The organism is Paraherbaspirillum soli, assembly GCF_042654985.1.
Taxonomy (GTDB): domain Bacteria; phylum Pseudomonadota; class Gammaproteobacteria; order Burkholderiales; family Burkholderiaceae_D; genus Paraherbaspirillum; species Paraherbaspirillum soli.
Window position 1 is genome coordinate 1 of record NZ_JBHSMT010000028.1, and the last position, 24,830, is coordinate 24,830.

Genomic DNA, 24,830 nt, shown 5'->3' on the forward strand with positions numbered 1-24,830 from the left:
ACCGGGTTGGGGCTGAACGACAAGAGCCGGATGAATCGAGAGGTTCACGTCCGGTTCTGTGAGAGCCTGAAGGGGAGGTTCCTTTGGGCGACTCGATCATCCGTTTTGCAGCGGGGAAGCGGTGTTTTTTTTACTGCTAATCGGAGGTCACATGACTACCAGCACTAAGAAGTTCAAGCAATTTCCGCCCATCCCAGAAACAGCAGATCTCCAACCATTCTCCTGGTTGGACAAAGACCTGCGCACCGATCCAGCAGCGCATTTCATCGAGCTCTCGCTGGACATGAGCCAAGGCATTCGCAAGTGCCTGGCGGCGCTGCATGCCAATGCACTGGCCCAAGAGCACGGCGACCCTGCCTGTCCGCCGCCGCTAAACGCGTACGATATCGACGTGATGTTCCGTTGGGCGCTGGCTTCTGCCGACGTGATGGCGGAAAAGGCTCAAGCCAGCGTTGATTACCTGAACGCGTGGAAAGCCAGACAGCGCAAAGCCTAGGCGCAGGCGGCGAACGCCGTCAAAAGCGGCGTTCGCCAGTGCCGGCGGTCTGATCACCGCCGGACCCAACATCATGCTCAACGCGATCCGCACCCGCAGTTTTGCCGGCAGCGAAATCACTTACACCTATGCCTATGATCAAAACATCCTGGGGACGGGCGGGCAAAAGGTCGGCGGCTGGACCAAAGTCACCAGCTATACCGATGGCGGCCGCAGCGCCAGCGACAGCACCGACTACTTCAACCACGTCAGCAGCCATCGGGACTTCGGCGGCCATGTCGTTACCTATAGCTACGACTACGCGGCGCACCTGCAGCACCAAGCCTCCAGCGCCGAGCAGAACATCGATTTCAGCTACTACGTCAACGGCAGCATAGTCCTGGGTGCGACCGGCACGCAGATCAGTTATGACGGCGCGGGGCTGCGGACTGCCGCTCTCTATGCCGACGGCCATACTGAATGCTACAGCTACACCAGCGACGGCTACCTGGCGGACGTGCGGATCAACGGCGTGTTGCGCTCGCACCGTGATAATGACGCGCTCGGCCGGGTCCAGAACTACCTGGAGTATGCGGCCGACGGCAGCAGCGTCACCTACAGCAGGCTGAGCGTGTTCGATGCCGACAGCCGGGTCACGCAAGATACCGTCACGCAGTCGCCGATTGGGGGTACCAGTAAAACCACCATCACCAACTACGACTATCGTCTGGACGTTGGCGGCGGCCACTATACCGGCGCCGATCAGGGGGTGGTCACGCACAGCTTCCAGTACGATCCCAGCAAGACAGCCGGCGGCACAGGCGTTGACTTCACGACCAGTTACCTCTGGTGGGATGAGGCCAAGCAAAGCCAGATCCAGGTGCGCGGCAGCGACTCCGACAATGCCAATGCCAATGCCTGGGAATGGGGCACCGGGATGTCGGACTTCAAGTACGACGTAAACGGCCACTTGAAGCAAGTCAGCGCGCACGAAACCAATGGCAAAGGCAATGGAATAACCGACAACACGCCGTCGCGCACGCTGAACTACACCAGCGACGAGTACGGCCAGGTGCTGCACCGCGATGAGCTGTAGAGTGGCGACAGTCTGCGCTATGCGCAGCGCTACTACTACCTGAGCGGGCAGTTGATCGGCGACGTCGGCAACAACGGTCCGTCCAACGTCTCGTCAAGCGCCACGGCCAGCAGCTACACGGTCAAGCGCGGCGATACGCTGGCCTCGATTGCACGTGCGGCATGGGGCGACTCGAACCTGTGGTACTTGATCGCCGACGCTAACAAGCTGAGCGCCACCCGATGAGGGCGATCGCCAGTTGTAGTGGTAGAAGGAAAAGCTGATGCATTTCAGTATCAATGCTGCTTATCGAGAACTGGGAAGCGTATAATGCTCGGTCTACTTTTCGTTATTACCGTATAGAAAATACTGTATCGTGCAACCGAACCACACCAGAACAAAGTGCCATATTACTGTAGTCATTCCAGTATATAAGGCAGAAAATTGCCTCGATGAGCTTTATCGGCGGCTGAGTGTTGCACTTGAAGAAATCTCTCCGGATTATGAAATCATACTTGTAGAAGATTGTGGCGGCGACGGTTCATGGAGAGCCATCGAGCGTCTCGCCCGTGTGGATTCGCGTGTGCGCGGCTTGCAGTTCAGCCGTAACTTCGGTCAGCACTATGGTATTACGGCTGGCCTAGATCATTGTCGCGGCGATTGGGTTGTTGTGATGGATTGCGACTTGCAGGACCGGCCAGAGGAAATCTCGCGTTTGTATGCCAAGGCTCAAGAAGGCTATGACATTGTCTTGGCGCGGCGCGGGGTGCGCAGTGATCCTCCATTCAAACGCCTAACATCGTGGCTATTTTACAAATTATTCCGTTATCTTGCGGAGATAGACTACGACGGCGAAACGGGTAATTTCCGCATAATGTCTCGCAACGTTGTGAAAAATTTCAGGCGCATGGGGGAGCAGCTCAGGATTTTTGGCGGCTTGGTGCAGTGGATGGGATTTAGCACTGCAAGCATAGACGTACAACACGGCGAGCGTTTCGAGGGGAAATCTTCCTATACATTTTCCAAATTGTGGAAACTTTCAACCGAGGCCATCATCGCCTACTCAGATAAGCCGTTACGGCTTGCAGTGCGCCTGGGATTTTTGATGGCGTTTTTCTCTTTTTGTTATGGCGTCTACATCATTGGGCGCGCGCTTCTTTATGGGTCGCCTGTTCCCGGTTGGAATAGTCTGATCGTTTCGCTGTATTTTATCGGCGGCGTCATTATCAGTATCCTTGGGATATTCGGTATATATCTGGGGAAGACCTTTGATGAGACAAAGAAGAGGCCGTTGTATATCGTTAGGCGGACAACTTTCAACGATATGAATTCTGTTGACTAGCTTCATGAATCCGCGTTTTTACAATTATCTCTACATCGCTGCGACGATTGGATTTACCGTCTACGGGCAACTTATTTTGAAGTGGCGTATCTCCAAATTTGGCGCGCTTCCGGTCAATGGCTATGAAAAGATTAAATTCTTAATCTCGTTCTTATTCGACCCGGCAATATTTTCCGGTTTTGCAGCGGCCTTTCTCGCCTCTCTTTGCTGGATGGCGGCAATGACGAAGTTCGATCTCAGTCACGCATACCCGTTCATGAGTCTTAACTTTGTAGTTGTGCTCTTGTTGAGCGCGTGGATATTCAGCGAACCTCTGTCATTTCAGAGGGTGCTTGGTGTGTCGATTATCGTTATAGGTACAGTGGTGGCTGCACGTGGGTAATGTTTCGTTATACCTGGGTCATTTGAAAAAACGGCCAGCATTCGTTTCTCTGCTATTTGCAACAGCCCTCATCGCTAGTTTGTGCTTTGCGTTCGCTCCTCGCTGGGAGACGAATGATGATATAGCCATGTCCATGATTGCACATGGCTATGGTCTTGCTTCGTACGGCACTCCGCAGCTAGTCTTTTCGAACGTCCTTTGGGGATACATCGTTCGAGCTATACCTACAATTAATAATATATTGGGGTATTCGCTGGCGACGATTTCGGTCCTGTTGGTCGTCGGCTGGTTGATGCTTTATTTTCTGCGGCGGCTCGGGGCGGGTTATTTCGTTGGGGTGTTAGCCATTGTTCTCTTGTTGGCGCGACCAGTGATTGTGCCGCAGTTTACGGTCAATGCTGGTCTATTGGCAGTGGTTGCGGTGATTGCCTTGCAAGCATACGCGCGTTTTCAAGGTCGAGGGATGTTGGCGGCGGTATGCGTTCTCGCATTCTGTTCGTACCTAATCAGAAGTAACGAATTCGTTCTAGTGATTTGCGTCGCGTTACCTCTTTTGCCGTGGCATATGGTGCGGAAGGATCGGCAAACTCAGATAGCCTTGGTGCTGTTGGTTTTGGCAATCGCGGCGGCGGCGGCAGTAGATTACTGGGCCTATAGCGGCCCCGAGTGGCAGGCTTTCAAGGATCTAAATCAAGCGCGTATCGCATTCACTGATTATGGGGTTGGGGAATATCTCATACGTCGACCCGAAATTTTGGCGAAATATGGATTCAGTCGAAATGACGTCAATTTACTTACCAACTGGTTCTTTGCCGATCCTAAGGTTGCGAATCCGGAAGCATTGAAGGCAATGCTGGGCGAACTTGGGCCATTAGCGATACAAGCCAATGCAATTGCGTCGGCTTGGGCTGCAGTTAAGACGTTCTGGAGCCCCATGCTGTGGCCTTTGTCGCTTGCTGCACTAGCATTGGCAATGATTAGGCCAAGCTGGAGAGTTCTTGTAGCTTGGTTGTTGTGCATTAGCGCTGTAATTGCTCTGGGATTAATGGGGCGCCCCGGAATCATGCGGGTTTATGTCCCGCTGGTGACTCTATTGATAGTGGCGCCGTTTTTGATCGGGAACGCTTCACCAGGGCGAAATGCCATGGCTTCAGCGGTGTTACTCACAGCTTGTATCTTAAATTTTCATCAGTTTGCGCCTGAAGAAAAAAGATTGCGGTCGTTGGGCGAGGTTGTGCGGCATGACCTCTCCGGCTTTCCTTCTGAGCCGGTAGTGATGTGGGCAGGCGTATTTCCACTCGAGCTGTCTTATCCGGTTCTTATGGCGCCGCATTCGTTTCGGTTTTATGCGCTTTCGACATTTACTCTCGCTCCATTTTCCGTCTCGCGTTCGGAGGGGTATGTAGAGCGAGGGCTGATTAAGCGCCTGCGCGGCGAGTCGGGAGTTCCAATTGTTGCGAGCGAAATGGCGTTTGGTTTGCTTCAAAACTACTGCGCAGAGCATTATGGCGGCCAACTGCGTGAACAAGCTCTTCAACAGTATGGCATGGTAGCAGTTAGCTGGCGGCGCTGCGAAGTAGGTCAATGAATTCTGCGAGATTGGCATTGCTCGGCGTTCTAGTACATGCAATCTCGGCAGCAGTCAAAGCATCGGGTGTTTATCAATTTGCAATTGTGAAAATTTCTTCCCGTACGGCTACTCTTTCGAATTGGCAGTTGCATTCATAGATGACTACGGCGCGGCCTACCAACTAGCAGCGGCCGTCGAGATTTCTTAAAATTATCGTGTCGATAGGGGGGGCGTGATGCAATTCGAATCAATGATTCGTATGCTCGCACCGCGGCAAAGACACGTGTCTGACCAAGCTCCGCATTGGAGGTTGCAGTGTGTTACATGCTTGACGTGCCGCATAGGCCGCGTCAAAAAAGCACGAAGCAATAGCTATCAGCCCTAGTTGTGCTTGCAGATAAGAAATGTCAACACAGGTTGTTACATAACAACACAATCAGATACCGCGCAGAAATATCCTCGTACAATATTGTCGTTCCGCTATACTTCGCCCTTCGCAAAATATTGCAAAGCAACAACGATAAAGTTTCAGGGAATTTGGATGTCGGCTGATCACGCGCTGCAAATGATGGCGCAACTGTTTTGGAATTGTTTTTTGATCGCGCTGCCTGTGCTTGCCGTTACGTTGGCTGTCGGCGTGTTGATCAGCATCTTCCAGGTTGTCACACAGTTGCAGGAATCCAGCCTGAGTTACGTCCCCAAGCTGGCGGCTGCCGGCATTACGTTGTTGCTGTGCGGTTCGTGGATGTTGAACCGCCTGGTTTCTTTCGCCACGACGCTGTTCAGCTCAATTCCCAATCTCAAGTAGCCTCATTATGGTCATCAACGTATGGGCCGATTGGGCTGTTGCGGTATTTCTGTTGTCAGCGCGGCTTAGTTCGGTGCTGACATTTGCACCGCCATTCTCCATGCTCAATGCGCCGCTGCGGGTGCGGGTCTTGCTGGCGGTCGGTTTGTCGGCTTGCCTGGTAAGCAGCGGCCCGGTGCCGGACTTGATCGGCATGGCGACCGGGGCGCTGGTGCAGTCGCTCTGCATCGAGTTGGCGATCGGCCTGGTGATGGTGTTTGCGTTGCAGGCCGCGTTTGGATCCCTCTATTTCATCGGCCGGGTGATGGATGTGCAGGCCGGCTTTGGGTTGGCGATGATCATCGATCCTGCCACCAAGGGACAGTCCCCTCTCTTTGGCACTTTGCTGGCGCTGGCTGCCGGCATGGTGTTTTTCTCTGTCAATGGTCACCATGATTTCCTGCGCTTGTTCGCCGGCTTGTACGATGCTTTGCCGGTCGGCTCGCTGTCGGTACAGATGATGCCGGAGCGAGCGATTGCCTATATGGGTACGGTCTTCGGGCTGGCTCTGGCGGCCGGTGCGGCGGTGTTGATCGTGCTGTTTTTGCTCGATATCGGCATCGCTTTCATGTCCAGGACACTGCCGCAAATGAACGTTTTACTGTTCGGCTTGCAGATCAAGACGGTGACGTCCTTGCTGGTCCTGGCGGCTTGTTTCGGCTTGCTTAGTCCGGTGTTGCTGCGCATTCAGCAAACCGCGCTGCGCTTTATTGCGGAGGTGTTTGCGCAATGAGCGAGCAAGAGCATAGCCGGACCGAAGATGCGACGCCGTACAAGCTGGACCAGGCGCGCAAGAAGGGCTTGGTGGCGCGCAGCCAGGATCTGGGCGTGCTGGCGGGTTGCGGTGCGCTGGCCGGTTACTGGTGGGTGTTCGGCGACGGCATGGCGCGCAAGATGGCGGTGCTGTCGCAGCAGACGCTGGCGCAGGCGGGCCAGGTCGCGGGTCCGAGAGAGCTTTGGCTGTGGTCGAATGCGCTGCTGGCCGAGTGCATGCATATCGTGGCCCCGGTACTGTGGATCATCGCCGGGATTGGGTTGATGGCTATCCTGGCCCAGGTCGGTTTTCTGTTTGCGCCGGCGGCGCTGAAGCCGGACTTCACGCGGCTCAGCCCAACCCAGGGCTTGAAGAAAATCTTTTCCCTGCAAATCTTGATCGAGGCGGGCAAGAGCATCCTCAAATTGATGATTTATTCGATCATCGTCTATCTGGTGATCCGCAGTGCGGCGTCACGGGCGCTGTACCTGGTCGGCGAGCCTGCCAACTTCCTCAATGAACTGGCGGCTTCGGGGCTGCACCTGTTGCTATGTCTGCTGGCGGTAGCGGCGGTGATTGCGGCGATCGATCAAGTGATTGTGCGGCGTCAGTTTGCCGGCCAGATGCGGATGAGTCGGCGTGAAATGAAAGACGAAGTCAAGCAACGCGAAGGCGAGCCGCGCATCAAGCAGCGGCGCAAGCAATTGCAGATGGAATTGTTGAAGCGGACGCAAAGCATGCGCAATTTGCGCGGCGCCGATGTGTTGATCGCCAATCCGACTCACTTTGCCATCGGTCTCAAATACGACGCCGATGCGATGTCGGCGCCGATGGTGGTGGCCAAGGGGGCGGGAGATTTTGCGCAACGCCTCAAGCGCATCGCTTTCATCTATGGCGTGCCTATCATCGAAGACCGGCGCGTGGCGCGGCAATTGTTCTTCAAGGGCCGCATTGAGCAGGAAGTGCCAGAGACCCTGTATCGCGATGTGTCGTCGCTGTATTTGCGGCTGCGCACACTGCGCGGCCGTGCACAGCAGGGGGCGCGATGACATCTCTGCGTAAGTTATTTGGACAGAATTCGGATCTGGCGCTGGTGGTCGGGGTGCTTGGCATTCTGCTGATCCTGTTCGCGCCGATTCCTTCGGTGTTGCTGGACTTGTTCATCATCGTCAATTTTGCGTTTGCGCTGACGATATTGCTGCTGACTTTTTACGTGCAACGGCCGGTGGATTTTTCTACTTTTCCGTCGTTGCTGTTGATTGCGACGCTGTTCCGTCTGTCGCTCAATATCGCCGCCACCAGACTGATTCTGTCCAGCGCAGAGGCGGGGCAGGTGATCGCCGCTATCGGTACGTTTGTGGTGCAGGGTAATTTTGTCATTGGCCTGATTGTCTTCTCGATCCTGATCGTGGTGCAGTACGTTGTGGTGACCAACGGCGCCCAGCGCGTATCGGAAGTCGCCGCCAGGTTCGTACTGGATGCGATGCCGGGGCAGCAGATGAGCATCGATGCCGATCTGAACATGGGATTGATCAATCAGGATGAGGCGAAGAAGCGCCGTAAAGACCTGGAAAAAGAAGCCGGTTTTTATGGTTCGATGGATGGCGCCAGCAAGTTTGTCAAAGGCGATGCGGTGGCCGGCATCGTCATCTTGCTGATCAATATCCTGGGCGGCTGGGCGATCGGCGTGGCGCAGATGGGCTTGCCCTGGGGCCAGGCTTTGCAGACTTTCACACTGTTGACCATCGGCGACGGCATTGTGACGCAGGTGCCGGCCTTGATCATTTCGGTCGCGACCGGGATTATCGTGACCCGCTCGGCGGCGGATACGCGCTTGAGTTCCGAGGTGCTGCGGCAGTTGATGCTGTTCCCGAAAATTCAGTTGCTGGTGATGCTGGCCTTGATCGGGCTGTTGATGCTGCCCGGCATGCCGAAATGGCCGGTGTTGGTGTTGTTGAGCTTGATCGGTGCTGCCTGGCTGGCGCTGCGGATGCGCAAGAGTGAAGCTGCCGATCAGCTGGCGCAGGACGGGGAGCAGAAACAGGCGGACGGCAAGGGTGACAACGAACTGGCCGCATCGGCTGCGGTGGAAATATCTTTTGGGCCAGCTATCTCTAAAGCCTGGCTGCCGATGCAGATGCTGTTGGGCGACCGCATCGCTGCGTTCCGCAAGGAATTTGCACAAGACCTTGGCTTCGTCATTCCGCCGGTGGCTTTTCGGGATTCTTTGCAGTTGTCGCAGCACGACTACCAAATCAGTTTGCACGGCGACCGTTTTGCCCAAGCCACTATCTATACCGACCGCACCCTGGCGATCTACGCGAACGACAAGATCGAGCGTTTGCCCGGTATCGCGGCCAAGGATCCGGCCTTCGGCTTGCCGGCGATATGGATCGAGGCTAACGATACCGACAAGGCGCGCAAGGCCGGCTATACCCTGGTCGATCCGGTCACGGTGTTGATCACCCATGTGTGCGAAGTGATCAAGACCAATGCGGCGCAATTGTTGTCGCGGTCTGAAGTGGTACGCATGCTGGAAGGCGTGAGGGGGCGTCAGCCGGGCTTGCTGGAGGAACTGGTGCCGGCGGTGCTGGCGGTCAGCGATATCCAGAAGATCTTGCAGAATTTGCTGTCGGAGAATGTGTCGATTCGCAATCTCGACCTGATTGCGGAGGTGCTGGTCGATGTCGGCCGCCATCAAAAAGATCCAGGGCTGCTGACAGAAGCCGTTCGGCAGCGCATCGGCTATACGATTTGCCAGGCGCTCAGTGGTGCCCAGAATGCGTTGTCGGTGCTGACGCTGGAACCGGGTCTGGAGGCTTCGATTGTGCAAAACGTCAAAGCCAGCGATGGCGCCGGCTCTTATGTGCTGGAACCGCGGATGGCGGAGCAGTTCTTGATGAAACTGATGTCGATGGCCGAGGCCATGATGCGTCAGAACCTGGTGCCGGTGTTGTTGTGCGGCCCGGATGTGCGGCGCCACATCAAGCTGTTTTCTCGCAGGGCGGTGCCGCGGCTGGCGGTGTTGTCGGTGACCGAGATTCCGCACGCGATCGACTTGAAATCCTTTGGCGTCGTGAATGCCGCGCCTGCGGTGGCGGCAAACTGAAGAAAGTGAATGACAAATGGCTGATTTGATGGACATGGCGAGCCAGATTATTTCAATGGAAACCCGCCGTATCGAAGCCGCGAGCCAGAACATCGCGAACATCGCGACGCCCGGATATAAGCGCCAGATGGCGTTCTCGCAGTACTTGCCGGCGGCGCCGGGGCAAGTCCAGGAGGCGGGCGGCCTGTCGGTCGCCAATGCCACGGACTTCACTCCAGGCCGCCTGATTGCGACTGACAATCCGATGCATTTCGCGTTGGCGGGAGAAGGATTTTTTGAATTTACGTCGTCGTCGGGTTCGGTTTACTCGCGGCACGGCGCGTTGCAACTGGATGACCGGGGGCGATTGGTCAGCCCGCAAGGATGGCCATTGCAGGCTGCTGGTGGCGGCGACGTGGTGATTCGCGGCAAAGACTGGAAAGTCGAAAAAGACGGCACCGTGGTCGAAGAAGGCCGGCCGGTGAGCCGTATCCGGGTGGTGGAATTTGCCGATCCGGCAGCCTTGACCAGGGTCGCGGGCGGTGCTTTTCAAGCGGGCAAACAGGCCCCGACCGAAGTCAACGCGGTGATGGTCCGGCAAGGATTTATCGAGAGTGCCAACGTCTCGACCGCCGATGACATGATTCGCACCATGGAATCGATTCGGCGTGCCGAAGTGGGGCAAAAATTGGTGCATGCGTATGACGACATGCTGGGGCAGGCGTTGCGACAAACAGGACAATAATTATTTATGAACGGTGCTTTTTATATCGGGGCGACAGGACTGCGCGCACAACAGAGCGGGGTCGATCTGATCGCCAACAATATCGCCAATATGAATACCCCTGCGTTCAAGCGGGCATCGGTGTCGTTTGCGGAGCTGGTGTCGGCTCCGAGCGAAACGACTTCATCGGGACGGTCGGCTGCAGCTTCGGCGGCGGCTGCCGGCGGAATGTTCGGCGTTACATTCGGCGCGCCGCAGCAAGTTTTTACCTCAGGCAGTTTCCGTCAGACCGACGATCCGCTCGACCTGGCGATCCGCGGCAACGGCTTTATCGAATTGATGGGCGCCAACGGAAAAACAGTGTTGTGGAAGGGCGGTAAATTAAAGATCAACCAGGACGGGTTCCTGGCCACCGCCAGCGGCACGCAGTTGAAGGCGACCATTTCGGTGCCGCATGATGCGGAAAAACTGACGGTGAACGAGAACGGCAAGGTCTTTGCGAAAGTGGCGGGCCAAGCCGAACCGCAGGAAATCGGCCAGATTGATTTGGTGGTGCCAGGCGATACCCGAGAATTGAAGGCGCTGGGGGATGGCGTATACGGCGTCAATGAAAATTACACCGACCTGACGCGCTCGACGCCGGGCGAAGATGGCTCTGCGGCCGGCACTTTGGCGCAAGGCTTTTCCGAAACCTCCAATGTCCAGCTGCCCGATGAGCTGGTAAACCTGATGATGCTGCAGCGTGCGTACGCCGCCAACGCGCGTGCGGTGCAAGCCGGGGACGAGTTGATGAGCATCGCCAACGGCTTGAAACGATGAGTGCAGGGGTTGTAGCGCGTACGTTTGCCATGCTCTGCGCTATCTCGATTATGCAGGCGTCGGCAGCGGATGGCATTACTTTTTTTGATCACGCGAAGCTTGCTGCGGAGGGCGACGTGCGTTTGGCCGATGTCGCAGAACTGGGTCGCTTGCCGGCGCAGTTGCGGATGCGCGCTGAAAGCCTGGTGGTGGCGCAATTGCCGGCCGGCGCTTTGACTGCCGATGTGCCGGTCGCTGCTGTGGCGGAGCGTGCGCGGCTGCAATTGCCGGTACTGATTGCATGGCTGCCGGTGGAGAGCGGAGCCCGGATTCATATTGTGCGAGAGGCGGGCGCGACGGGCCTGCATCACATGGAGCAAGCGAGTGAGGCGCAATGCGTCGAATTGCTGCATCCGCTCAAGCGCAATCAAGCGATTACCGCGGGCGATATCCAGGACGCTGCCTGCAATAGCGGCGAGCGGGATGCCGGCAACATGGCGGCGACCAAGGCTTCGGTTCGATACGATGCGGCAGGTAGAGTGGTGCGTGCCAGTGCAGATCTGGCGGCCGGAGCAGTATTGCCGACCATGTTCCGCGGCAGCTTGGCCCAGTTTCGCTCGGGCGATCCGCTGCAAATCGCCAGCAGGATCGGACCGGTCGTGGCGGAGCGCACGGTGACGGCAATGCAGGATGGGGCGCCCGGTCGCGGCGCGTTTGTCAAGTCCAAGGATGGTGAGATTTTCTCGGCGCGACTGCCAGCTTACTCAGCCGCTCGTTCAACAACTATGATTGCCAGCCAGCCATGAGGCCATTCAATTTACGCAAGGCCGGCATGGTCTGTTTAACGCTGCTGGCGATGCAGTCGGGGTTCTCGGCCAACCTATACCAAGGCGACAGCTACGCGCCGCTGACCTCCGACCGGCGCGCATCGAAGGTGGGCGACATAGTCACGGTATTGATCTACGAAGACTCGACAGCGTCGAACAGCGCGGACACCTCGACCCATGCCGACTTTGGGGTGCATGCCGATCTGTCGACCAGCCGCGGTTTCACCAATGGCGCGAAGCTCGGCATGGGTGACGATTACGGCGGCCGTGGACGGATTCAGCGTGCCGGCAGGTTGGTGGCCCAGCTTAGCGTACCGATTCAGGAAATGATGCCGAATGGCGACCTGCTGGTGGCAGGCGAACAGGCGATTGATGTCAATGGCGAAAAGACCAATATCCGCTTGAAGGGGCGTGTGCGCCAGGAGGACATCATGACCAACAACACGGTGCTGTCCAGCCGCCTGGCAGACGTGCATATCGACTATGTCGGCGATGGCTATCTGACCGATCGCTCCAAACCCGGACTGATTCCCCGTATTTTTGCTTGGCTAGGATTGTGGTGATGCAATTTTTGCGTGTATTTCTTTTGGTTGCAGCGGTGCTGTGCGCCGGTATGTCTGATGCGCTGGCGCGCGAGGTTCGGATCAAGGACCTGGGGCGCTTTATGGGGTGGCGCGAGAACATGCTGGTTGGCTACGGCGTCGTTACCGGCCTGGCCGGATCGGGCGACTCCACCCGCAGCCGGGCCACCCGTCAGGCATTGGCTAACGCCTTGTCGCAAATGGATCTGAACGTTCCTTACGACCAGATGCAGAGCCGCAACGTGGCGATCGTGACCGTGATGGCGACGCTGCCGCCGACGGTCGGGATAGGCGACAAGATCGACGTGAATATTTCTTCGATAGGCGATGCCCGCAGTCTGGCCGGAGGCGTGTTGATGATGACGCCGCTGCGCGGGCCGGATCGAAAGATCTATGCGCTGGCGCAAGGCCCGGTCTCGGTCGGCGGTTATCTCTACGATGCCAACGGCAATATGCAGCAAAAGAACCATCCGACGGTCGGCATCATTCCCGGCGGCGGCATGGTCGAAGTGCCGGTCGAGGCGGACATCGTTTCCAAGGATGGCTATCTGACATTTACCTTGAAGGATGCCGATGCGCTGACCGCCGAACGGGTTGCGCAGCGGATCAATGCCGGGCTGGGTAGCGGACTTGCCTATTCCAAGGATGCGAAAACAGTGCAGATCAGGTCGCCGGGTGCCGGTGCCAGCCTGAATCAATTCCTGGCGCGCATCGAGTCATTGAGCGTGACCCCGGATCAACAGGCGCGGGTGGTCATCAACGAGCGGACCGGCACGGTAGTGGCCGGAGGCGACGTGCAAATCTCGGCGATTTCGATTTCTCAGGGCGACATCCGCATTTCGGTCGCCACCGAGTATTCGGCTTCGCAGCCCGGACTGATCGGTTATGCCGGGCCGGAAGTGCGCAGCCTGGTGATCAGCAACAGCAAGCTCGATGTTGAGGAAAGCTTGCCGAGCGTGGTCAAGACCTTCCCCAACACGACGGTGTCGGATCTGGTGCAGTCGCTGGCAAAACTGCATGTCAGTACACGCGACACGATTGCGATTTTGCAAGCGATCAAGGCCGCCGGCGCCTTATATGCCGATTTAATCATTCAATAAAGGACGAGCTATGGCAGTCAACCTGCTGACCCCGGTTGTATCGAAGGCGCTGGATGGTCTGTTCATGCGGCAACAGGCGCAAGTACATAACATCGCTAACGCCAGCAGCCCCGGATTCCGTCCGGTGCGTGTGAGTTTCGAGGATGCGTTGCAGCAAGCGGTGGCGCTCGCCGAATCCGGAAACAGTGCGGCTGCGCTGGACAAGCTTGCGGCCGCAGTGCCGCAAATGTCGGCGCCGTCGTTGGCGCCAGGCGACTCGTTCCGGCTCGATCTGGAAGTGTCCAAAGTGAACGAAACTTCGACCCAGTATTCGATGTTGATCGGGATGCTGGATCGCAGCAATCAATTGAAGCAGTTGGCGATCACAGGAGGAAGGTAGGCGCATGACGCAAATTTTTGAAATAAGCCGATCGGCCATGGATGTCGAGTGGCGCCGGATGGAAGTCATCGCACAGAATATGGCGAATGCGAACACCACGCGCACCCCGCTGGGCGAGCCTTATCAACCGCTGAGACTGGTGTCGGGGCCCAGTATGACGGGCGCAAGCTCGGCGACAGCGACGACTTCGACATTTTCAGGGATGCTCAAGCAGCAAACAGCGGCGCTTGATCCGCTCGCACTGAAGGGAGTGCAAGTGTACGGGGTGGAGCGCATGACAACTGCGCCGCGGCTGGTGTACGAGCCGTCGCATCCGCATGCGGATGCAAAGGGCTTCGTGGCTTATCCCGGCATCGATCATGCCGGCGAGATGGCCTTGATGGTCAAGACCTCGCGCGTGTATGAGGCCAATGTGGTGGCATTCAATGCCGCACGTTCGATGTATATGCGGGCGCTGGATCTGGGAGGCAAGGGATGACGCCGATTGCTGCAATTGCCATGTCGGATCTGGGAACGGCGGCGCTGCCGCCGCAGATGGCAACCAGCCCGATCCAGAACGGCAGCTTTTCCAACATGGTGCTGTCCGGCCTGAACAAGGTCGATGACGCCATCACCACGGCCGATGCGGCAGTGGTGCGTTTTGCGGCGGATGGGAGTGTGCCGCCGCATCAGGTCATGTTGGCGCTGGAAGAAGCCAGGTCGTCCTTGCAGTTGGCGACGCAAGTGCGGTCCCGTCTGCTGGAAGGCTACCAAGAACTAATGAGAATGCAACTTTAGGCGCCCTTTAAGCGCATTTATTTGAGTAGGTTTGGTTAAGTAGGTTTTATGTCTAAATTTGGATTGAATTTGAATCAGATGTCGCGCTCCAGCCAGGTCTTGCTGGTGGGGGCGGTCGTGCTGCTGATCTCCGGTGTGCTGCTGGTCGCTTATTGGCAGCTGCGTCCGGTTTATCAGGTGCTGTTTAGCGACTTGCGCTCACAGGATGCGGCAGCGATCGTGGCGGAGCTGGATAAACAGAAGGTCCCGTATCGCCTGGAGCGGGACGGCAATACGATCCTGGTGCAAGAGAAAGACGTACTGACCACGCGCTTGAAGGTCATGAGCCATGACATCCCGCTGAAAGGCGCGGTCGGCTTCGAGTTGTTCAATAGTTCGGATCTGGGATTGACCGAGTTTTCGCAAAAGGTCAATTTTCAGCGCGCTTTGCAGGGCGAACTGGCGCGCACCATCATGAGCCTGGGTGAAATCGAGTCTGCGCGCGTGCATCTGGCGCTGCCCGAGTCGTCGATTTTCCGCCGTTCCGCCGCCAAGCCCAAGGCTTCGGTCGCGATCGCCACGCACACTGGTAATGCGCTGACAGCGGACACCGTCAAAGGGATTCAACGACTGGTCGCGGCCGCTGTTCCCGATCTGGAAGCGCGCGAGGTAACGGTGCTGGATCAGCGTGGGGCGCCTGTCAGCGGCGGCTCGCGCGACGACGAGTTGGCCGATGATCCGCATCTCGCCTTGAAAGCTTCGCTGGAACGCTATTACCGGCGCAAAATTCTGGAGCTGATCGAGCCCATCGTCGGCACCGGTAACGCCGCGATCAGCGTCGATGCGCTGCTCAATCTCGATCAGGTACGCATTACACAAGAAAGCGACAGCGCGCCAGCTGCCCCGGCTGCTGCCGTTCCAGAAATGCTGCCACTACCGCCATTGCCGCCTCTGCCAGGCCGCCGGCTCAAGGATGGGATTAAACCACTGGATGCGGCACTTGATGTCGGTGCCGGCGAAATGCCGGTGCCTGCCAAGACCGATGAGCGGCGCAATTCCCATCGGGTCGAGCAAATCGTGGCGACGCCAGGCTCTATCCGGCGCATGAATGTGGGGGTGGTGCTGTACACCTCATTGAATCCGACCGACCTGGCGCGGGTCAACGAACTGATTGCCACCACCGTCGGCTTGACTCCGGGACGCGGCGATAAGTTGTTGATGATGGTGCGTGCGCGCACGCCTTCGCAAATGATGGATGAAGAAGTGATTGAGCCAGCTCACGCCAGCGGCGAGGGATTGGGTCTGCCGGCCAAACCGGTAGTGGCCAAGAAGGAAGTCCGGCCATTCGGCAATGTGGTGTCGATACTGGCGGGCTTGCTGGTGGCGGCGCTGACGGTATTGGCGGTCATGCTGTGGCGCTCCAGGCAAGAGAATTTGCAGCTCGCTTCTGCCGCTTCTTTAAGCGATGCGCAGCGACAGGAATATGTACGCAGGCTGCGCGCCGTGTTATCCGAGGAGAAGACCGTTGGCATTTGAAAACAAAGCAAAGCGGTCGTTGCGTCATGTGGTTGCGGATCTCAGCGCATTGCCGATTGAAGAAATCGAAGCGATTGTTGCGCAGCTGGACGCCGGCGAGCGCGCCAGGTTGGAACCGGTGCTGACAGAGGCGTTGCAGGTGAGCGGCAAACTCAACGCCGCGCCTGCTTCGATACCTGGTGCGGCACAGTCCGCACACCTCGCTGCAGATCATCCGCAGAAGCACGTCGCCACCTTGACTGCGTTGCCGGATTGGCTGGCGGCACGGGCGCTGGCGCATCTGGACAATGATGTGGTGGATGCGGTGCTGCAGGACGAATTGCCGGTGCGCCAGCAGCAACTGCAGAGGTCCAGGGCCGCGCTCAAGATAACGCCGCGGGCCGGCGCACTGCTGTTTGAAATCGTGATCGCAGGCGCAGTGCCGGCGGCCCCTGTCAAGCCAAGTCGCGCGGCCGGAAGTCGACTGCTAGGCAGGTTGTTCGGGGACAAGCGATGAGTGTCGTCTTGAAGGCGTCGCAGCTGGATTCGCAATCGATACAAAGGCATGTGGCCCCAGGATTGGCGACAGCCCAGCCCGGTGCCGCGCTGCAGCCTGTCTCGGCGCAAGCGCTGGAGGAAAAACTGCACGCTGAACAGCAGGCGCAGCTTGCGACGTTGAAGCAGCGTATTGCAGTGCTTGAGAAAGAAGCTTTGCTGGCCGCAGAGGCCGCCTCGAAAAGAGAAGCTGAGAGCGGTCGACAAGCTTATGAAAAGGGTGTGGCTGACGGCTTGAAGCGGGCCGAGCAAGACTGGGATGTACAGGTCCAGACCTTGAAAGAGGGAATGCAGCAGGCGCTAGCGGTTTTTTCCGCGGACTTGAATCGTCTGGAGGGCCTGTCCCTGGCAGTGACCCGCGCGGTACTCGACAAGATGGTGGGCGACCCGGACCACCGGAGAGAATGGGTGACGGCCAGCATCAAACATCAGCTGGAACGACTCGCTGCCTCCGCGGTGCTGGGTGTGAGCGTATCTCGGCATGACTTTCCCGATGCGGAGGCGGTTGCCGTGCTCTGCCATGCGCTCGGTGCGACAGATTGCCAGGTCGATCCTCAGCTACCTGCCGGCGGATGCCGTCTCAAACTGACTCTGGGCACCGTCGATATTGACGCCGGAACGCAATTGCAAACCCTGGGCAAGCTCTTTGCGCAACTAGATGCCTGATTCTTTCGCCAACCATCGATTTGTCGAGGCGGTTCGCGCCACCGATCTGCTCGATCGGCGCGGTGTCGTGACGCGCATCATGCCGACCTACATCGAGGCCGACGGCCCCGGCGTTCCGGTCGGCTCGCTGTGCGCGCTGATGGAGGGGGATGGTTTTATCCTGGCCGAAGTGGTCAAGGTTGAGATCGGCCGCGTGACCTTGATGCCCTATGCGAATCCAGTCTCCTTATGCGTTGGATCGACCGTGATTGCGCAAAGCTGGGGCGGCTCGGTGATGATGGGGGAAGCTTATCTGGGGCGGGTGGTGGACCCGCTGGGACAACCACTGGATGGCGGAAAACAAATCCATGCCTATCACCCGCGTTCCTTGTCGGGGGTGCCGGTCAGTCCGCTGGATCGCGCCATGGCCAAGCAGCCGGTACAGACCGGTATTCGCGCGATCGACGGCTTGTTGACGATAGGCGTCGGCCAGCGGGTCGGTATTTTTGCCGGCAGCGGCGTTGGCAAAACCACGCTGATGACCAGTCTGACTCGCAATATCGAAGCGGATTGTTGCGTCCTGTGTCTGGTTGGAGAACGCGGCAGGGAAGCGGAGGATTTCTGGCATGGTGCGCTATCCGACGATACGCGCAGCAAGGCCACGATGGTGGTGGCGACCTCAGATCAACCGGCAGTGATGCGGGCACGCGCTGTGTTATTCGCCCTGACCTTGGCCGAGTATTTGCGCGAGCAGGGAAAACATGTCTTGCTGCTGTTGGATTCGGTGACCCGGTTTGCCATGGCACTGCGCGAGATTGGTCTGGCTGCTGGCGAACCGCCTACGGTTCGGGCTTATACGCCGGGCGTTTTTTCGATGTTGCCGAAGATAGTCGAGCGTTGCGGCAGCATCAAAGCGGGCGGCTCGATCACCGCTTTCATGACGGTCTTGACCGAGAATGATGACGCCGACGATCCGCTGGCGGAAACCATGAAGTCATTGCTGGATGGGCATATCGTGTTGTCCCGGGAACTGGCGGAGCAGGGGCATTTCCCCGCGATTCATGTGCCGCGCAGCGTCAGCCGCCTGTTCCGTCAAGTCACCGATCCTCAGGCCCAGGCCTTGGCGACCGATGCGGTGGCGCAGTTGTCGCTCTATGAGTCGTCCAGGACATTGGTCGAGTCCGGCTTGTATGCGGCGGGAAGCAATCCGGCGTTGGATCGGGCCTTGCTATTGCGAGATCGTTTGGTGAATTTTTTGCGTCAGCCCGAGTTGCAGCTGAATTCGCCGCCGTTGTCGCGTAACGACACGCTGAAGGCGCTATCGCAGTTGTTGATGGCGGGCGGATGAGCATGCGCGAGCAATTCCAGATGCTGAAGGAAATCGTCGAGATCCGGCAGATCCAGCTTGAAAAGTCGCGCATGGGGCTGATGCAAATGCAGGCGACGGCGGATCAGGTTATCGCTTCGGTCAAACAGGCAGAAGCCAGTCTGCACGAAAGAACCGAGCTTTGGTCGGCAGCTTTGCAACGGCCAGTCTTATCGGTCATCGCGGTCATCAATACCCGAGGCTCGCTGTCCGCCGCCAAGCAGGATTGCATCGTGCTGGAGCAGCAAATGGCGCAGGTCAATGCGCGTCTTGCGCAACAGCGGCAGCAGGTGGGGCGAGCGCAGGGATGTCTTGATGCGGCGGAAACAATGGCTGCCCGGTATGGCCGCCAATTAAGCAAACGGCAGGAAGCGAATCAGTTGATGGATGTCGAGGAAATGACGGGGCAAAGGAGGCAGTTTGATGCAAATAGTTGATGCAGCTTTGGGCGGCCTATTGCCGCAACCAGGCAGACCGGCGTCCGCCGGCAAGCCGAGCTTGTTTCAAAAGACATTGTCCGGCTTGGAGAAAGAATTGTTTTCCAGCTGTAAAGACCTGGCTTTGCAAAACGACCGTGGCAGCAACTCGCAAGCAGGTGCCCAGGACAATTCTGGCGATGCTGTGGCGGGCAGTGCGGTGCGCGCGTTGTTGAGCAAACAGGCGGCGGCGAGCGGCGCTTCGCTGGCAAGCGCAGAACCGTTCGGGATCAACTCTTTGCCAAACAGCGCGATGGCGACTGTGGCGGATGGCGTCAAATTCCAGCTTGGGGCGACGCTAAAACCCGAGCAGGGCGGGACCCCAGAGATTATGGGGCCAAGCCCCTTGAGGCAAGCGTCCGGCGCTGAACGCAAGATGGTCGACGATGCAGAACAGGGCGAGCACGAGGTGCCGGAACTGGCGCGGCGCGAGTTCTCCCCTTCGCAGGACGGCAGCGGCAAGGCCGACTGCCGCGTGCATGTCATGGATGGGCAGTCCGGCTTGACCGTATCGATACGGATGGCGGGATTTCACACTCCCGCCGACAAGGACGCACTGATGGCGTTGGTCGCGGATGAGTTGGCGAACGTCGGCAGCACTGGCGCAAGCACCATCATTAACGGCGATTACAAGGTGATCGCAGCAAACGAAGTTAAAGGAGAAGGTCATGGCTCTCGGCGCAATTAATCCTGCGGGCAACACTACTACACGACCGGATTCGCTTGGGCTGGATATGCAGTCCCTGCTGAAGATCGTGCTCACCCAACTGACTTATCAAGATCCGCTGAAGCCGGTTGAGAACACCGAATTCGTGTCGCAATTGGCGCAATTCGCTTCGTTGGAGCAGACCCGTCAAATGAGTGACCGCGTCGATAGTTTGTTGACCGTGCAAGGCAGCACCCAGGCCATCGGCATGCTGGGCAAGAATGTCGACGTGGCGGCACAAGGCGGGACGGTGACCGGCGTAGTGCAGAGCATTGCGTTCAAAAACGGCCAACCGACTGCGACCATCAAGACTGCCGACGGCCAGTTCCTGCCCGACATATCGCTTTCACAAATTTCCCAAGTCCGCTAAGGAGAAACCATCATGCTTGGAGCTGTATACATCGGACTGAGCGGCTTGAACGCCTATTCAAAGGGATTGCAGACGATCAGTAACAACGTCGCCAATCTCAATACGCCCGGATTCAAATCGTCGTCGGCCAAATTCAGTGATCTGTTCTATTCCGGCTCGCCGGCGCCGGCCGATGACGGCTCTGAAGCTAACCAGTTCGGCGAGGGGGTGTCGTACGCGCATTCCTACATCAATTTCAAACAGGGCGATGTCCGGCCCTCCGACGGCCAGCTCGATCTGGCGATCCAGGGCAAAGGTTTCCTGGTGCAGCTCAATGGCGCAAATAAGGTGTATAGCCGGACCGGGCAGTTTTCGGTGGCGGACGACGGCAATATTGTCGAACGCACGACCGGCAATCGGATCGCCTTGCTCGGTGCGAACGGAAATTTGATTCCGGCGTCGATCAGCGGCAAGAAACTGTCGCCGCCGCAAGTAAGCACCAAACTGACATTTGGCGACAATTTGTCGTCCAGCGGCGATAGCCATGAGATAGCGAACGTGGATGTCTATGATGCCAGCGGCGCCAAGCAAACATTGAAAATCCATTTCCAGAACATGCAGGCAACCACGCCGGGAAAATGGAAAGTGACGGTCATGAATAGCGCCGGCACCCAGATTTCCGAAGGTGCACTGATGTTCCGCAACAGCGTTCCGGAACCGGGAAACGACAGCATGACCGTGTCACTCCAGCCGCCAGGAGCGCCGTTGCTTTCACTCGACTTCGATTTCAGCCAAGTCACCAATTTCTCGTCGGGCACGACTTCCTCGATGCGTGTGGCCAACAAAGACGGTTACGGCTCCGGTGATCTGACCAGCACCACGGTCGACGACTCGGGACAAATCGTCCTGAGCTATTCGAATGGAAAAACCGCCACGCTGGGCTATGTTGCGATGGCCGACTTCGAGGACCCTCAGGCCTTGAAGCAGATGGGACAGGGTATCTATCAGAGCGATGCATCGAAGGCGCCCAACATCGGACGCAGCGGCGAGCAGGGCATGGGCAAGGTGAGCGGTCATTCTTCCGAGGCATCCAATGTCGATCTGTCGGGCGAATTCGGCCAATTGATTATTGTGCAGCGCGGGTTCCAGGCGTCGTCGCAAGTAATCAGCACCGCCAACGACATGATTCAGCAACTGTTTGACCTGAAGGGATTGAAGTAATGCCGGCTTTGCAGTCATCCCTTCCTTGGCGACCGCTGGCCGAGCGGGATCTGGCGTCGCTCAAGAGTCGAATCGACGGCGTTTTTTCGGTCTGGTTGTCCGATTGGTTTTCGGAGCCATCGCTGACCTTGTCGAAAGGACGCTATTTGTCGACGGTCGCAGCCGATAGCGCATGCTCCAGCACCTCGTGCCAAGAGTTCGGCAACGGCTTGTGGGTCAGGATCTTGGACCAGGGCCGCGATCAGTTGGTGGCGCAGGCGCTCGACTTCCAGTTTGCTGCGCGATCGGGAGAGTCCGTCCAGGTGCGCTCCATGCTGGAATCTTTCGGGATGCGGCTCTTGCAGGATCTCGCGCAGAAGCTCAGGACCTGTTTTCAGATAGGCGAGCCCGATCATGGCGTCGGTGCGACCGCCGAACCGCGGGCTTTCAAGCAGGGCGGGGCCAGTTTCGACCTGCAGGGGGCGAACCAGGAAACATTGCTATCCATCTTGCTGCCCTATGAACTGGCAGCCAAACAAATCCCGTCGCCCGTTGCCGATGCACGGAGCGGCGGCCTGACGTCGCGCAAAGCGGCATTGATCGATTCGGTGGTGAGCTTGCATGCAAAACTGGGACGCGCCGAATTGACCCTGCCGGACCTGAGCGGCCTGGCGCTGGGAGACGTGATCAGGCTCGACCAGAAAATCAACCAGGATTTAGCCATTTGCATCAATGGTTCGGAGCAAGCCGTGGCGCGCGGCATGTTGCACGAATCGACAGAATCAAGCGCATCAATGGTGCTACAGCTCACATCGGTATCTATCAACTGAAAATTATGAAAACTAATAAAGAACTGCAAACGCCGACCGTGGTCGCCGTCGACTTCAACGAATCGAAACCGCCGCGCTCTGTTGCCCAGCTGGATGCGGGCGTGCTGGACCAGGTCAAGGTGTCGCTGGAAGCGGTCCTGGGTGCCGCCGACATGACAGTCAATCAATTGATGGCGCTGCGCGAAGGCGCGGTGGTGCGGCTGGATGCAGCATTGGGGGCGACGGTCGATATCCGGCTGAATCAAAAAGTGATTGCCCGCGCCGAAATCGTGACGGTCGACGAAAACTTCGGCGTCCGCATTACCGAAATCTTGTCCGCCGCAGCGACAAATTGATGCGCGCGCTCCATCGCTTCGTGCTAGTGAACTGTAACAATAGATTCGATAGTGCCTGTCGCGTACCCGACGCGCATGGCGGCGTTGCAAATGCTCGCGATAGCTCACTATCGCTGTGCTGTGCGCCTTGCCCTGCACGCCGGGTACCCGCCTTTCACTCCCGAATCCACTGTTACAGTCCACCGGCCGCAATCGCGGCTGCCGCCGCTGGAGCGCTGTTTCCAAACATTGCAATGGCCGAGTTGACCGGTGGCGGCGCGGCGCCATCCATTGACTATGTGCGCATCGCATTGGCATTTGCCGTTTGCGTGCTGTTGGCGATCGTCTGGATCGGCTTCGTCAAGCGCACCAGCTTTGGCTTGAAATTGACGCGGGATCAGGGTGCTGCGCGTTTGAAACTGGTGCAATCTGTTCGCTTGAACGCTCGGACTACCGTGTATTTGCTGGAGTGTGACGGCGCATCCGTTTTGCTTGCCTGCGATCCGGACGGCACCAAGGTCATTTCTGGCGGGCACGCGGGTTCTGGGCAGGTGGGTGGATCTCAATGAAATCAGGTTTTTTGATGCGCCTTTTGTGCACGATATATTGCATTTTTCTTTTGTGCGGCAATGCGCAGGCCGGACCGCTGCATGCCGGATCGGCGAACGCATCTCGGATTGAGAATCCGATATTCGACATAGAACTCTCGTCCAAGGGACATGGCCTCGATAGCAAGACGAAGAATGGCACGGCGCCGGTTTCCGAAGCGGTACGGATTGTCATTTTGCTGACAGTGCTTAGTCTGGGGCCTGCGATCGTGGTTTCCATGACCGCGTTTATCCGGATCATCATTGTCTTGGCGATGATCCGGCATGCATTCGGCATGCCGGAAACTCCGCCCAACCCGGTGCTCATCAGTCTTGCGTTGTTCCTGACTATTTTCGTCATGATGCCGACCTTGGAAACGGTCAACGAGCAGGCTTTCCAGCCTTTTATGAAAGGCAGCTTGACGATACAGGAGGCCGCCCAGCAAAGTGCAATTCCGATTCGGGACTTCATGCTGCGACAGGTTCGCGAGGATGATCTCAAGCTCATGTACGAGCTGTCGAAAAAAGAGGTGCCCGATACGCCGGAACAGGTGAGCTTGTTGCAACTGACGCCGGCATTCATCTTGAACGAATTGCGTGTGGCGTTTCAGATGGGCTTCGTGATCCTGCTGCCGTTCCTGCTGATCGATCTGGTCGTTTCCAGCATTCTGCTGTCATTGGGCATGATGATGGTGCCGCCGGCGACAATCGCATTGCCGCTGAAAGTGCTGATGTTTGTGTTGGTCGATGGCTGGGGCTTGATATTGCGAGGTGTGTTGGGAAGTTTTAAATGACCCCATATGGTATTGGGCAGGGTGCAAGCGAGGATGATGCGCCGGAACATATGCCCGATCCTGAGGATCTTCTGTGGCTGGATATGGCCGCGGGCCAAGCCTTGGCGACAGCGGCCAGAGAACGGATATTCATGCGATATCTGCCCTATGCCAAGGCGCTGGCGGCCAGACTGTATCGCGGCAGGCCGTACGACGACGTCGAATTCAGCGATTTTTACCAGCTCGCATGCGTTGGCCTGCTCGAAGCGATTGATCGTTATGATGCGACCCGCGGAGTGAGCTTCAAGACCTTTTGTACGCTGCGGGTGGAGGGCAATGTGCTGTCCGGCGTCGAGCTGTTGACGGATGGGCAGGAACAGGTGAGGTTGGCTCGCCGCATCAAAAAGGACAGGCTTGCCTCGCTGAAAGAGGGCGGCGATGAAGGACATTCACGCGCTTCAGGCGCCTTCGCCAAACTGTGCGAGGTGGCCACCGGCCTGGCAATCGGTTTCATGCTGGACGACACCAGCATGTTTGCCGGCGCCGACGAGCGGCAAAACCAGGTCGGCGCGTATCATACCGTCGCCTGGCGCCAAGCCAAGGCCAGGTTGATGATGAATCTGGAGCGGCTGCCGGAGCGAGAGCGGAAAATCCTGATGTACCATTATTTTCACGGACTGACCTTCGAACATATCGGATCGATTCTCGGCGTGACCAAGGGCCGCATCTCGCAAATACATAGAAGTGCGTTGGCCCTGCTGCGGCAGGCAATGGGCGATATCGATACTGTCGGTATGGTTCGTTAATAGAATTCCT

Annotated in this window: 31 protein-coding genes; all 31 read left to right on the forward strand. The window is 57.6% G+C overall.

The features are described 5' to 3' along the window. Nucleotides 1–151 precede the first annotated feature (151 nt). On the forward strand, nucleotides 152–496 hold the full coding sequence (locus tag ACFPM8_RS16085) for a hypothetical protein (protein ID WP_378998812.1): 345 nt from the start codon (nucleotides 152–154) through the stop codon (nucleotides 494–496). Between the two features lie 73 nt (nucleotides 497–569). Further along, nucleotides 570–1,571 (forward strand): hypothetical protein, encoded by a 1,002-nt coding sequence (locus ACFPM8_RS16090; protein ID WP_378998813.1) that lies wholly within the window; start codon nucleotides 570–572, stop codon nucleotides 1,569–1,571. A gap of 51 nt (nucleotides 1,572–1,622) precedes the next feature. Then, complete coding sequence (locus ACFPM8_RS16095; protein WP_378998815.1) at nucleotides 1,623–1,796, forward strand: LysM peptidoglycan-binding domain-containing protein; 174 nt, start codon at nucleotides 1,623–1,625, stop codon at nucleotides 1,794–1,796. Nucleotides 1,797–1,926: 130 nt separating this feature from the next. Then, entirely contained in the window at nucleotides 1,927–2,892 is a 966-nt protein-coding gene (locus ACFPM8_RS16100; RefSeq protein WP_378998818.1) for a glycosyltransferase, read from the forward strand. Between the two features lie 4 nt (nucleotides 2,893–2,896). Next, complete coding sequence (locus tag ACFPM8_RS16105) at nucleotides 2,897–3,274, forward strand: EamA family transporter (protein WP_378998820.1); 378 nt, start codon at nucleotides 2,897–2,899, stop codon at nucleotides 3,272–3,274. A gap of 127 nt (nucleotides 3,275–3,401) precedes the next feature. Further along, on the forward strand, nucleotides 3,402–4,862 hold the full coding sequence (locus tag ACFPM8_RS16110) for a hypothetical protein (RefSeq protein WP_378998822.1): 1,461 nt from the start codon (nucleotides 3,402–3,404) through the stop codon (nucleotides 4,860–4,862). Nucleotides 4,863–5,385: 523 nt separating this feature from the next. Continuing rightward, on the forward strand, nucleotides 5,386–5,652 hold the full coding sequence (gene fliQ / locus ACFPM8_RS16115; RefSeq protein ID WP_378998824.1) for a flagellar biosynthesis protein FliQ: 267 nt from the start codon (nucleotides 5,386–5,388) through the stop codon (nucleotides 5,650–5,652). Nucleotides 5,653–5,659: 7 nt separating this feature from the next. Then, nucleotides 5,660–6,424, forward strand: coding sequence for a flagellar biosynthetic protein FliR (locus ACFPM8_RS16120; protein ID WP_378998826.1), 765 nt, complete (start codon nucleotides 5,660–5,662; stop codon nucleotides 6,422–6,424). Beyond that, complete coding sequence (locus ACFPM8_RS16125; protein ID WP_378998828.1) at nucleotides 6,421–7,494, forward strand: EscU/YscU/HrcU family type III secretion system export apparatus switch protein; 1,074 nt, start codon at nucleotides 6,421–6,423, stop codon at nucleotides 7,492–7,494. The genes ACFPM8_RS16120 and ACFPM8_RS16125 overlap by 4 nt, the downstream gene beginning before the upstream one ends. Continuing rightward, on the forward strand, nucleotides 7,491–9,554 hold the full coding sequence (locus tag ACFPM8_RS16130) for a flagellar biosynthesis protein FlhA (RefSeq protein WP_378998830.1): 2,064 nt from the start codon (nucleotides 7,491–7,493) through the stop codon (nucleotides 9,552–9,554). Before ACFPM8_RS16125 ends, ACFPM8_RS16130 begins: the two co-directional genes overlap by 4 nt. Nucleotides 9,555–9,570: 16 nt before the next feature. Beyond that, nucleotides 9,571–10,278 carry a flagellar hook-basal body protein gene (locus tag ACFPM8_RS16135; protein ID WP_378998832.1) on the forward strand — a complete coding sequence of 236 codons (708 nt, stop codon included), beginning with the start codon at nucleotides 9,571–9,573 and terminating at the stop codon, nucleotides 10,276–10,278. 6 nt (nucleotides 10,279–10,284) lie between these two features. Next, a complete protein-coding gene (locus ACFPM8_RS16140) occupies nucleotides 10,285–11,076 on the forward strand; it encodes a flagellar hook-basal body protein (RefSeq protein ID WP_378998834.1) in 792 nt (263 codons plus the stop codon). A gap of 116 nt (nucleotides 11,077–11,192) precedes the next feature. Continuing rightward, nucleotides 11,193–11,861: a hypothetical protein gene (locus ACFPM8_RS16145; RefSeq protein ID WP_378998835.1), complete on the forward strand. Its 669-nt coding sequence runs from the start codon at nucleotides 11,193–11,195 to the stop codon at nucleotides 11,859–11,861. Further along, entirely contained in the window at nucleotides 11,858–12,445 is a 588-nt protein-coding gene (locus tag ACFPM8_RS16150) for a flagellar basal body L-ring protein FlgH (RefSeq protein WP_378998838.1), read from the forward strand. Before ACFPM8_RS16145 ends, ACFPM8_RS16150 begins: the two co-directional genes overlap by 4 nt. Further along, nucleotides 12,445–13,563, forward strand: coding sequence for a flagellar basal body P-ring protein FlgI (locus tag ACFPM8_RS16155; RefSeq protein WP_378998840.1), 1,119 nt, complete (start codon nucleotides 12,445–12,447; stop codon nucleotides 13,561–13,563). Before ACFPM8_RS16150 ends, ACFPM8_RS16155 begins: the two co-directional genes overlap by 1 nt. A gap of 10 nt (nucleotides 13,564–13,573) precedes the next feature. Next, on the forward strand, nucleotides 13,574–13,942 hold the full coding sequence (locus ACFPM8_RS16160; protein WP_378998842.1) for a flagellar basal body rod protein FlgB: 369 nt from the start codon (nucleotides 13,574–13,576) through the stop codon (nucleotides 13,940–13,942). Nucleotides 13,943–13,946: 4 nt separating this feature from the next. Then, nucleotides 13,947–14,420 carry a flagellar basal body rod protein FlgC gene (gene flgC, locus ACFPM8_RS16165; protein ID WP_378998844.1) on the forward strand — a complete coding sequence of 158 codons (474 nt, stop codon included), beginning with the start codon at nucleotides 13,947–13,949 and terminating at the stop codon, nucleotides 14,418–14,420. Continuing rightward, entirely contained in the window at nucleotides 14,417–14,719 is a 303-nt protein-coding gene (fliE, locus tag ACFPM8_RS16170; protein WP_378998846.1) for a flagellar hook-basal body complex protein FliE, read from the forward strand. Before flgC ends, fliE begins: the two co-directional genes overlap by 4 nt. A gap of 48 nt (nucleotides 14,720–14,767) precedes the next feature. Further along, a complete protein-coding gene (fliF, locus tag ACFPM8_RS16175; RefSeq protein ID WP_378998848.1) occupies nucleotides 14,768–16,234 on the forward strand; it encodes a flagellar basal-body MS-ring/collar protein FliF in 1,467 nt (488 codons plus the stop codon). Continuing rightward, nucleotides 16,224–16,730 (forward strand): hypothetical protein, encoded by a 507-nt coding sequence (locus ACFPM8_RS16180; RefSeq protein ID WP_378998849.1) that lies wholly within the window; start codon nucleotides 16,224–16,226, stop codon nucleotides 16,728–16,730. The genes fliF and ACFPM8_RS16180 overlap by 11 nt, the downstream gene beginning before the upstream one ends. Continuing rightward, nucleotides 16,727–17,434 (forward strand): FliH/SctL family protein, encoded by a 708-nt coding sequence (locus ACFPM8_RS16185; protein ID WP_378998852.1) that lies wholly within the window; start codon nucleotides 16,727–16,729, stop codon nucleotides 17,432–17,434. The genes ACFPM8_RS16180 and ACFPM8_RS16185 overlap by 4 nt, the downstream gene beginning before the upstream one ends. Continuing rightward, nucleotides 17,427–18,761 carry a FliI/YscN family ATPase gene (locus tag ACFPM8_RS16190; protein ID WP_378998854.1) on the forward strand — a complete coding sequence of 445 codons (1,335 nt, stop codon included), beginning with the start codon at nucleotides 17,427–17,429 and terminating at the stop codon, nucleotides 18,759–18,761. The genes ACFPM8_RS16185 and ACFPM8_RS16190 overlap by 8 nt, the downstream gene beginning before the upstream one ends. A gap of 2 nt (nucleotides 18,762–18,763) precedes the next feature. Beyond that, nucleotides 18,764–19,216 carry a hypothetical protein gene (locus ACFPM8_RS16195; protein WP_378998856.1) on the forward strand — a complete coding sequence of 151 codons (453 nt, stop codon included), beginning with the start codon at nucleotides 18,764–18,766 and terminating at the stop codon, nucleotides 19,214–19,216. Beyond that, entirely contained in the window at nucleotides 19,203–19,943 is a 741-nt protein-coding gene (locus ACFPM8_RS16200) for a hypothetical protein (RefSeq protein ID WP_378998857.1), read from the forward strand. The genes ACFPM8_RS16195 and ACFPM8_RS16200 overlap by 14 nt, the downstream gene beginning before the upstream one ends. Further along, nucleotides 19,924–20,331 (forward strand): flagellar hook capping FlgD N-terminal domain-containing protein, encoded by a 408-nt coding sequence (locus ACFPM8_RS16205; RefSeq protein WP_378998858.1) that lies wholly within the window; start codon nucleotides 19,924–19,926, stop codon nucleotides 20,329–20,331. Before ACFPM8_RS16200 ends, ACFPM8_RS16205 begins: the two co-directional genes overlap by 20 nt. Before the next feature lie 12 nt (nucleotides 20,332–20,343). Beyond that, on the forward strand, nucleotides 20,344–21,531 hold the full coding sequence (locus ACFPM8_RS16210; RefSeq protein WP_378998860.1) for a flagellar hook protein FlgE: 1,188 nt from the start codon (nucleotides 20,344–20,346) through the stop codon (nucleotides 21,529–21,531). Continuing rightward, nucleotides 21,531–22,340: a flagellar motor switch protein FliM gene (locus ACFPM8_RS16215; RefSeq protein WP_378998861.1), complete on the forward strand. Its 810-nt coding sequence runs from the start codon at nucleotides 21,531–21,533 to the stop codon at nucleotides 22,338–22,340. Before ACFPM8_RS16210 ends, ACFPM8_RS16215 begins: the two co-directional genes overlap by 1 nt. A 5-nt stretch (nucleotides 22,341–22,345) precedes the next feature. Further along, nucleotides 22,346–22,675, forward strand: a complete 330-nt coding sequence (locus ACFPM8_RS16220; RefSeq protein ID WP_378998863.1) for a FliM/FliN family flagellar motor switch protein — start codon at nucleotides 22,346–22,348, stop codon at nucleotides 22,673–22,675. Nucleotides 22,676–22,908: 233 nt separating this feature from the next. Next, complete coding sequence (locus tag ACFPM8_RS16225) at nucleotides 22,909–23,223, forward strand: hypothetical protein (protein ID WP_378998865.1); 315 nt, start codon at nucleotides 22,909–22,911, stop codon at nucleotides 23,221–23,223. Then, entirely contained in the window at nucleotides 23,220–24,035 is an 816-nt protein-coding gene (fliP, locus tag ACFPM8_RS16230; RefSeq protein ID WP_378998868.1) for a flagellar type III secretion system pore protein FliP, read from the forward strand. The genes ACFPM8_RS16225 and fliP overlap by 4 nt, the downstream gene beginning before the upstream one ends. Continuing rightward, on the forward strand, nucleotides 24,032–24,820 hold the full coding sequence (locus ACFPM8_RS16235) for a sigma-70 family RNA polymerase sigma factor (protein ID WP_378998870.1): 789 nt from the start codon (nucleotides 24,032–24,034) through the stop codon (nucleotides 24,818–24,820). The genes fliP and ACFPM8_RS16235 overlap by 4 nt, the downstream gene beginning before the upstream one ends. The last annotated feature ends 10 nt before the right edge of the window (nucleotides 24,821–24,830 follow it).